The following is a 9095-nucleotide window of genomic DNA, read 5'->3' as shown; positions in this document are numbered from 1 at the left end:
TAGGAGTGTAGCTCAACTGGTAGAGCACCGGTCTCCAAAACCGGGGGCTGGGGGTTCGAGTCCCTCCACTCCTGCCAGACCGCTTCCGGGCACCGGGGCGGGTCGCAGGGTCCGATGCAACAGGCCGTTTGCGGCCGGACGATGACAAACGGGCGGCGCATCCCCATGTGGTGCGGTTGCGCCCGGGAATTCGAGAGACGATGGCGAGAACGACGCCGGCCAAGTACATCCGTGAAGTCCGACAGGAGATCTCGAAGGTCACCTGGCCGACACGCAAGGAAACCACTGTCACGACCATGATGGTCTTCGTGATGGTGATCCTTGCCGCGACCTTCTTCTTTCTGGTGGATCAGGTGCTGGCCTTTGGCGTGCGCCAGATCCTGGGTCTGGGAGCCTGATCGGCAATGGCGTTGCGTTGGTACGTGATTCATGTCCACACCGGCTTCGAGAAGAAGGTCGCCGAGGCGATCCGCGAGCAGGCCGAGCAGCAGGGCATGGCCGAGCTGATCGGCGAGGTGCTCGTGCCGACCGAGGAGGTCACCCACGTGCGCCGCGGCCAGAAGTTCACGGCCGAAAGCAAGTTCTTCCCGGGCTACGTGCTGGTCCAGATGGAGATGACCGACGAGACCTGGCACCTCGTCAAGAATACCCCGAAGGTGACCAGCTTCCTGGGCGGCCGGTCGCGTCCGGTGCCGATCTCGAACGCCGAGGCCGAGCGCCTGATGGCCCAGGTCCAGGAGGGCGTGGATCGCCCCAAGCTGTCGATCATCTTCGAGATCGGCGAGCAGGTGCGGGTCTCCGACGGCCCCTTCACCTCCTTCAACGGGACGGTGGAGGACGTCGATTCGGAGCGCTCCCGGGTCAAAGTGCTGGTTTCCATCTTCGGCCGGGCGACCCCGGTCGAGCTGGAGTACTCGCAGGTCGAGAAGCTCTGAGCCGCGTCGCGGCTCGGTTTCGCCTGCGGGCTTGATTCGTGCGGGAGGCTCGCCATGGCCGCACCGCGCAGCCCCGATAGAGGAGGGTGCTAGGAAATGGCAAAGAAGATCGACGGCTACATCAAGCTCGAGATCCCGGCCGGCAAGGCCAACCCCTCGCCGCCGATCGGTCCGGCGCTGGGTCAGCGCGGCCTGAACATCATGGAGTTCTGCAAGGCCTTCAACGCCCAGACGCAGAATCTGGAGCAGGGCATGCCGATCCCGGTGGTGATCACGGCCTACACGGATCGCTCCTTCTCCTTCGTGATGAAGACGCCGCCGGCGAGCTTCTTCCTGAAGAAGGCGGCCAAGGTCGAGAAGGGCTCGGCGACCCCGAGCAAGACGACCATCGGCCAGGTGACCCGCGCTCAGGTGCGCGAGATCGCCGAGCTGAAGATGGAGGATCTGAACGCTTTCGATCTCGACGCTGCGTCGAAGATGATCGAGGGCTCGGCCCGCTCGATGGGTCTCGAGGTTGTGGAGTAGGTCGATGGCTAAGAAGGGTAAGCGACTGCAGAGCGCCCGCGAGGGCATCGACGTCAACCAGAGCTACGCGCTGGAGGAGGCGGTCAACCTGCTGAAGGCACGCGCCAAGGCGAAGTTCGACGAGACCATCGAGATCTCGATGAACCTGGGCGTCGACCCGCGCCATGCCGACCAGAACGTGCGCGGCGTCGTCGACCTGCCGCACGGCACCGGCAAGTCGGTGCGCGTCGCGGTCTTCGCGCGCGGCGCCAAGGCCGAAGAGGCCCAGGCGGCCGGCGCCGACGTCGTCGGGGCCGAGGACCTGGCCGAGCGCGTCCAGGCCGGCGACATGCCGTTCGACCGGGTCGTGGCGACGCCGGACATGATGCCGATCGTCGGCAAGCTGGGCCGCGTGCTCGGCCCGCGCGGCCTGATGCCGAACCCCAAGCTCGGCACCGTGACCACCGACGTCAAGGCGGCGGTCGAGGCGGCCAAGGGCGGGCAGGTGCAGTTCCGCGTCGAGAAGGCCGGCATCGTCCACGCCGGCGTCGGCAAGGCCAGCTTCGACGAGGCCAAGCTGATCGAGAACGTGCGCGCCTTCGTCGGCGCGATCAGCCGGGCCAAGCCGGCCGGGGCCAAGGGCACCTTCATCAAGAAGGTCTCCCTGTCCTCGACCATGGGGCCAGGCATCGGCATCGAGGTGGGCAGCCTGTCGGCGCCCGCCTGACGAGACTGTCCGCTCCCGGGGCCGACGAGGGCCCGGGGGCGGAAGCAGGCGGCGGCGGGGCTTCGGCCGCGTCGTCCGCCGACCTGTCCGAGACTGCAGGTGACCGTCGCCTCCGGGTGGCGTCCTAAGCCCCAGAGCGGGGCCTGCACAGACGGGGGCTAGGGATTTTTCGCCAGTCGTCCGATCCGGCCGCTGGCGGAGGCTTGAGCTTCCGGGACAGGCGAACCGAGCCGTCGGCGGGTTCGCATCCCCGACAGGGGTGCCGCGTCCGGGACGGCTCACCGTGCGACGGACTTCTCGGGCCTGCGGGTCCGGGGCGTCCAGAATGGAGCGTGGAAGCGTGGACCGAGCAGCCAAGGAAAAGCTGGTCGCCGAGCTCAACGCCCGTTTCGCAGCCTCTACGGCCGTCATCGTCACCCATCAGATGGGTCTGACGGTGGCCGAGTCGCAGGCGTTGCGGGGCGCGGCGCGCAAGGTCGGTGCCAGCTACAAGGTGACGAAGAATCGGCTCGCCAAGCTCGCTCTCAAGGGCACGCAGTTCGAGGGGTTGGCGGATCTACTGACCGGGCCGACGGCGCTTGCGACGTCGGAAGACCCGGTGGCAGCCGCCAAGGTCTGTTTCGAGTTCGCCAAGAAGAACGAGAAGCTGATCATCGTCGGCGGCGCCATGGGCAGCCAGATGCTCGATGCCAAAGGTGTCGAGAGCCTGGCCGTCCTGCCATCGCTCGATGAGTTGCGTGGGAAGATCGTAGGCCTGATCCAGGCGCCGGCGACGAAGCTCGCCGGTGTCACGCAGGCTCCGGCCGGGCAGCTCGCCCGGGTCTTCTCCGCCTATGCCGCCAAGAACGAAGCCGCTTGAGGCGACCGGCAGGTCGTTCGCACGAAGCTCAAGCCTTAGAGGATAGATAGATGGCCGATCTGGACAAGTTGGTTGACGAGCTCTCGAAGCTCACCGTTCTCGAAGCCGCAGAGCTCTCCAAGAAGCTCGAGGAGACCTGGGGCGTCAGCGCTGCGGCGCCGGTTGCGGCCGTGGCCGCGGCGGGTGGCGGCGCCGAGGCCGCCGTCGCCGAGGAGAAGACGGAGTTCGACGTCATTCTCGTCGCCGCCGGCGAGAAGAAGATCAACGTGATCAAGGAGGTCCGGGCGATCACCGGCCTGGGCCTGAAGGAAGCGAAGGATCTCGTCGAGGCTGCTCCCAAGCCTGTGAAGGAAGGGGCGTCCAAGGACGAGTCCGAGCAGCTGAAGAAGAAGCTCGAGGAGGCCGGAGCCACTGTCGAGATCAAGTAGCGACAGACCCGATCTTCATCTGCGTCTCGGTCCGGCCGGCGCCGCGGAAGCCCGCGGCGCCGGACCGGGCCGCTGCGCCTTTTCGACGTTCCGGGAGGCGGCGGCCCTCCGCCCCGCGTCCGGAACGCCGAAAGAGCGCAAGTTCGAGAGAAGCGTTTCCAGGACGTGACGGTTCTTACTGGGCGGCACCAAGGGTGCCGCAATGGCAGCCGGCCGTGCGGCTGCCCAGGCGGCGAAGTAGCTGAGGACGAGAAATGACGATGGCCAGTTCGTTCACCGGGCGTAAGCGCATCCGCAAGAACTTCGGGCGCATCCCCGAAGTCACCCAGATGCCGAACCTGATCGAGGTGCAGAAGACCTCCTACGATCAGTTCCTGCAGATGGGCGTGGCGATGCCGGAGCGCGCCGACGCCGGACTACAGGAGGTCTTCAAGAGCGTCTTCCCGATCAAGGATTTTTCGGGACGCGCGGAGCTCCAGTTCGTGTCCTACGAGCTGGAGGATCCGAAGTACGACGTCGAGGAGTGCCAGCAGCGCGGCATGACCTTCGCCGCGCAACTCAAGGTGACCCTGCGCCTGGTCGTCTGGGACGTCGACGAGGACACCGGCTCGCGCTCGATCCGCGACATCAAGGAGCAGGACGTCTACATGGGCGACATGCCGCTCATGACGCCCAACGGCACCTTCGTCGTGAACGGCACCGAGCGGGTCATCGTCTCCCAGATGCACCGCAGCCCGGGCGTCTTCTTCGACCATGACCGCGGCAAGACCCACTCCTCGGGCAAGTATCTCTTCGCCGCCCGCGTCATCCCCTACCGCGGCTCCTGGCTGGACTTCGAGTTCGACGCCAAGGACCTGCTTTACGTCCGTATCGACCGGCGTCGCAAGCTGCCGGCGACGACGCTGCTGCTCGCCCTCGATTCCGAGCAGACCGAGAAGCTGCGTACCGAGCGCAAGGCCGCCGAGAAGCCGATCGACCCGACCGAGGTCGTCGGCATGAACGCCGAGCAGATCCTGTCCTCCTTCTACGACAAGGTCGTCTACACCCGCGACGGCGACGCCTGGCGCACCCCCTTCGACGCCGAGCGTCTGAAGGGCATCAAGCTGGCCGTCGACCTGGTCGACGCCGACAGCGGCGAGGTCGTCCTGGAAGCCGGCAAGAAGGTCACGCCGCGCCAGTCGCGCAAGATGATCGACGCCGGCCTGAAGGACGTCCGGATCACCGACGAGGAGCTGTTCGGCCACTACGCGGCCGAGGACTACATCGACGAGAAGGGCCTGGTCGTGCTCGAGGCCGGCGAGGAGCTGACCGAGGCGAGCCTGGCCAAGCTCGACGAGTACGGCATCACGACCCTTTCGACCCTGGCGATCGACCACGTCAACGTCGGCGCCTACCTGCGCAACACCCTGGTCGGCGACAAGAACAACACCCGCGAGGACGCGCTGATCGACATCTACCGCGTCATGCGTCCGGGCGAGCCGCCGACCCTGGAGACCGCGGAGGCCATGTTCCGCAGCCTGTTCTTCGACAAGGAGCGCTACGACCTCTCGGCGGTCGGCCGCGTCAAGATGAACGCGCGCCTGAAGACCGACGACTCGGAGACCGCCTTCGACACCTCCGACCAGGAGCGGGTGCTGCGCCGGGTCGACATCCTGAAGATCGTCAAGATCCTCTGCGACCTGAAGGACGGCCGCGGCGAGATCGACGACATCGACCACCTGGGCAACCGGCGCGTCCGCTCGGTCGGCGAGTTGCTGGAGAACCAGTACCGCATCGGCCTGCTGCGCATGGAGCGGGCGATCAAGGAGCGCATGAGCTCCGTCGAGATCGACAGCGTCATGCCGCAGGACCTGATCAACGCCAAGCCGGCGGCGGCGGCGGTGCGCGAGTTCTTCGGCTCCTCCCAGCTCTCGCAGTTCATGGACCAGACCAACCCGCTGTCCGAGGTCACCCACAAGCGGCGCCTCTCGGCCCTCGGGCCGGGCGGCCTGACCCGCGAGCGCGCCGGCTTCGAGGTGCGCGACGTGCATCCGACCCACTACGGCCGGATCTGCCCGATCGAGACGCCTGAAGGCCCGAACATCGGCCTGATCAACTCCCTGGCGACCTACGCCCGGGTCAACCAGTACGGCTTCATCGAGAGCCCCTATCGCAAGGTCAAGGACGGCCGCGTCACCGACGACGTCGTCTACCTCTCGGCGATGGAAGAGACGCGCTACACCGTCGCCCAGGCCAACTCCACGATCGATGCCAAGGGCCGGCTGACCGAGGACCTGATCTCGGTGCGGCGCGGCGCCGACTACCTGATGACCTCGGCCGACGAGATCGACTACATCGACGTCTCGCCGAAGCAGCTGGTGTCGGTCGCGGCGGCGCTGATCCCCTTCCTGGAGAACGACGACGCCAACCGCGCGCTGATGGGCTCCAACATGCAGCGCCAGGCGGTGCCGCTGGTCCAGGCCGAGGCGCCGCTGGTCGGCACCGGCATGGAGGGCACGGTCGCCCGCGACTCCGGCGTCGCGATCGCCGCCAAGCGCGGCGGCGTGATCGACCAGGTCGACGCGACCCGCATCGTCATCCGGGTCACCGACGAGACCGGCCACGGCGAGTCGGGCGTCGACATCTACAACCTGCTGAAGTTCCAGCGCTCCAACCAGAACACCTGCGTCAACCAGAAGCCGCTGGTGAAGGTCGGCGAGACGGTCGCCAAGGGCGACATCATCGCCGACGGCCCCTCGACCCAGCTCGGCGAGCTGGCGCTCGGGCGCAACGTGCTCGTCGCCTTCATGCCGTGGCAGGGCTACAACTTCGAGGACTCGATCCTGATCTCCGAGCGCATCGTGCGCGATGACGTCTTCACCTCGATCCACATCGAGGAGTTCGAGGTCATGGCCCGCGACACCAAGCTGGGCCAGGAGGAGATCACCCGCGACATCCCGAACGTCGGCGAGGACGCGCTGCGCAACCTCGACGAGGCGGGCATGGTCTACATCGGCGCCGAGGTCCAGGCCGGCGACATCCTGGTCGGCAAGGTCACGCCCAAGGGCGAGTCGCCGATGACCCCGGAAGAGAAGCTGCTGCGGGCGATCTTCGGCGAGAAGGCCTCCGACGTGCGCGACACCTCGCTCAGGGTGCCGCCGGGCGTCACCGGCACGGTCGTCGAGGTGCGGGTCTTCTCGCGCCGCGGCGTCGACAAGGACGAGCGCGCCCTGGCCATCGAGAAGGCCGAGATCGAGCGTCTGGCCAAGGACCGCGACGACGAGAAGACGATCCTGGAGCGCAGCTTCTACGGCCGCCTCAAGGACCTGCTGGTCGGCCAGGCCGCCCAGTCGGGCCCGAAGGGCATGAAGGCCGGCACCAAGATCGACGAGACGGTGCTGTCCGACTACACGCCGGGCCAGTGGCGCGCGATCGCCGTCAAGGACGACGAGCGCCAGGCCGACGTCGAGGCCCTGAACAAGCAGTTCGAGGCCTCGATCACCCAGCTCGAGAAGCGCTTCGAGGACAAGGTCGAGAAGCTGCAGCGCGGCGACGAGCTGCCGCCGGGCGTGATGAAGATGGTCAAGGTCTTCGTCGCCGTGAAGCGCAAGTTGCAGCCCGGCGACAAGATGGCCGGCCGCCACGGCAACAAGGGCGTCATCTCCAAGATCATCCCGATCGAGGACATGCCGCACACCGAGGACGGCACCCACGTCGACATCGTGCTCAACCCGCTCGGCGTGCCGAGCCGGATGAATGTCGGCCAGATCCTGGAGACGCACCTGGGCTGGGCCTGCGCTGGCATCGGCAAGCAGATCGGCGAGCTGCTGAAGGCGGCCCGCAAGGGCGAGCTGGACGCCCTGAAGACCCGCCTCGAAGAGGTCTACGGCGCCAAGATCTACGGCGAAGAGATCAAGGGCATGTCGACCGACGACCTGCTCGAGCTGGCCGGCAACCTGACCGGCGGCGTGCCGATCGCGACGCCGGTCTTCGACGGCGCGCGCGAGCCGGACATCGTCGACATGCTCAAGCAGGCCGGCCTCAACTCGTCGGGCCAGGTCCGCCTGACCGACGGGCGCACCGGCGAGACCTTCGATCGCGAGGTGACGGTCGGCTTCATCTACATGCTGAAGCTGCACCATCTGGTGGACGACAAGATCCACGCCCGCTCGATCGGCCCCTACAGCCTGGTCACCCAGCAGCCGCTGGGCGGCAAGGCGCAGTTCGGCGGACAGCGCTTCGGCGAGATGGAGGTCTGGGCGCTGGAAGCCTACGGTGCCGCCTACACGCTGCAGGAAATGCTGACCGTGAAGTCGGACGACGTGGCGGGCCGGACCAAGGTCTACGAGGCCATCGTCAAGGGCGAGGACAACTTCGAGGCCGGCATCCCGGAATCCTTCAACGTCCTCGTCAAGGAACTGAAATCGCTCGGCCTGAACGTCGAGCTGGAGCAGAGCCAGTACTGAGCGCCCGTATCAGGGACCCCGGAGCCGGCGCGCTCCGGGGCCTCGTGCCGGCTTTAGCTTCAACGTCGCATCCCCGCGGGAGAGACAGATGACCGATTTGATGAATCTCTACGGCCAGCCCCAGGGCCTGCAGAGCTTCGACCAGATCCGCATAGCGATCGCCAGTCCCGAGCAGATCCGCTCCTGGTCGTTCGGCGAGATCAAGAAGCCCGAGACGATCAACTACCGGACCTTCAAGCCGGAGCGCGACGGGCTGTTCTGCGCGCGCATCTTCGGGCCGATCAAGGACTACGAGTGCCTGTGCGGCAAGTACAAGCGCATGAAGTACCGCGGCATCGTCTGCGAGAAGTGCGGCGTCGAGGTCACGCTCTCCAAGGTCCGGCGCGAGCGCATGGGCCACATCGAGCTGGCCAGCCCGGTCGCCCACATCTGGTTCCTGAAGTCGCTGCCGAGCCGCATCGGCCTGCTGCTCGACATGACCCTGAAGGATCTCGAGCGGATCCTCTACTTCGAGAACTACGTGGTCATCGAGCCCGGCATGACGCCCTTCCGCCTCGGCCAGCTGGTCAGCGAGGAAGAGTACGTCGACGCCCAGGACGAGTACGGCGAGGAGGCCTTCGAGGCCGAGATCGGCGCCGAGGCCATGAAGCGCATGCTCAAGGCGCTCGACCTCGAGGCCGAGCGGCCGAAGCTGCGCCAGGAGCTCAAGGAGACCAACTCCGAGGCCAAGCGCAAGAAGCTGGTCAAGCGCCTGAAGCTGGTCGAGGCCTTCATCGAGTCCGGCGCCAAGCCGGAGTGGATGATCCTCGACGTGATCCCGGTCATCCCGCCCGAGCTGCGCCCGCTGGTGCCGCTCGACGGCGGCCGCTTCGCGACCTCCGACCTCAACGACCTGTATCGCCGCGTGATCAACCGCAACAATCGCCTGAAGCGGCTGATCGAGCTGCGCGCGCCGGACATCATCGTGCGCAACGAGAAGCGCATGCTGCAGGAGGCCGTCGACGCGCTGTTCGACAACGGCCGCCGCGGCCGCGTCATCACCGGTGCCAACAAGCGGCCGCTGAAGTCGCTCTCCGACATGCTCAAGGGCAAGCAGGGCCGCTTCCGCCAGAACCTGCTCGGCAAGCGCGTCGACTACTCGGGCCGCTCGGTCATCGTGGTCGGCCCCGAGCTCAAGCTGCACCAGTGCGGCCTGCC

7 protein-coding genes, 1 tRNA gene and 1 pseudogene are annotated in these 9095 nt (G+C 66.8%); all 9 read left to right on the top strand.

The genetic code is table 11. The features are described 5' to 3' along the window. The first annotated feature begins 1 nt into the window (after position 1). A tRNA-Trp gene (locus tag WD341_RS05530) sits at positions 2 to 77 on the top strand. 123 nt (positions 78 to 200) lie between these two features. After that, on the top strand, positions 201 to 398 hold the full coding sequence (gene secE / locus WD341_RS05525; RefSeq protein WP_368424434.1) for a preprotein translocase subunit SecE: 198 nt from the start codon (positions 201 to 203) through the stop codon (positions 396 to 398). Positions 399 to 404: 6 nt separating this feature from the next. Next, entirely contained in the window at positions 405 to 935 is a 531-nt protein-coding gene (nusG, locus tag WD341_RS05520) for a transcription termination/antitermination protein NusG (protein WP_368424433.1), read from the top strand. 96 nt (positions 936 to 1031) lie between these two features. Next, the gene (rplK, locus tag WD341_RS05515; protein ID WP_368424432.1) at positions 1032 to 1460 is read left to right on the top strand and encodes a 50S ribosomal protein L11; all 429 of its coding nucleotides are present in this window, start codon (positions 1032 to 1034) and stop codon (positions 1458 to 1460) included. 4 nt (positions 1461 to 1464) lie between these two features. Beyond that, a complete protein-coding gene (gene rplA, locus WD341_RS05510) occupies positions 1465 to 2166 on the top strand; it encodes a 50S ribosomal protein L1 (protein WP_368424431.1) in 702 nt (233 codons plus the stop codon). A gap of 340 nt (positions 2167 to 2506) precedes the next feature. Then, complete coding sequence (rplJ, locus tag WD341_RS05505) at positions 2507 to 3025, top strand: 50S ribosomal protein L10 (RefSeq protein ID WP_368424430.1); 519 nt, start codon at positions 2507 to 2509, stop codon at positions 3023 to 3025. A 50-nt stretch (positions 3026 to 3075) separates the two neighbouring features. Beyond that, the gene (rplL, locus tag WD341_RS05500) at positions 3076 to 3453 is read left to right on the top strand and encodes a 50S ribosomal protein L7/L12 (protein ID WP_368424429.1); all 378 of its coding nucleotides are present in this window, start codon (positions 3076 to 3078) and stop codon (positions 3451 to 3453) included. A gap of 260 nt (positions 3454 to 3713) precedes the next feature. Then, positions 3714 to 7898 carry a DNA-directed RNA polymerase subunit beta gene (rpoB, locus tag WD341_RS05495; RefSeq protein WP_368424428.1) on the top strand — a complete coding sequence of 1395 codons (4185 nt, stop codon included), beginning with the start codon at positions 3714 to 3716 and terminating at the stop codon, positions 7896 to 7898. A gap of 88 nt (positions 7899 to 7986) precedes the next feature. Further along, positions 7987 to 9095 (top strand): annotated as a pseudogene (locus WD341_RS05490) (DNA-directed RNA polymerase subunit beta'); the annotation flags it as partial.

The organism is Tistlia sp. (assembly GCF_040905785.1).
Lineage (GTDB): Bacteria > Pseudomonadota > Alphaproteobacteria > Kiloniellales > DSM-21159 > Tistlia.
Note: the sequence above shows the minus strand (reverse complement) of the source record. Positions and strands in the feature narration are given on the sequence as shown.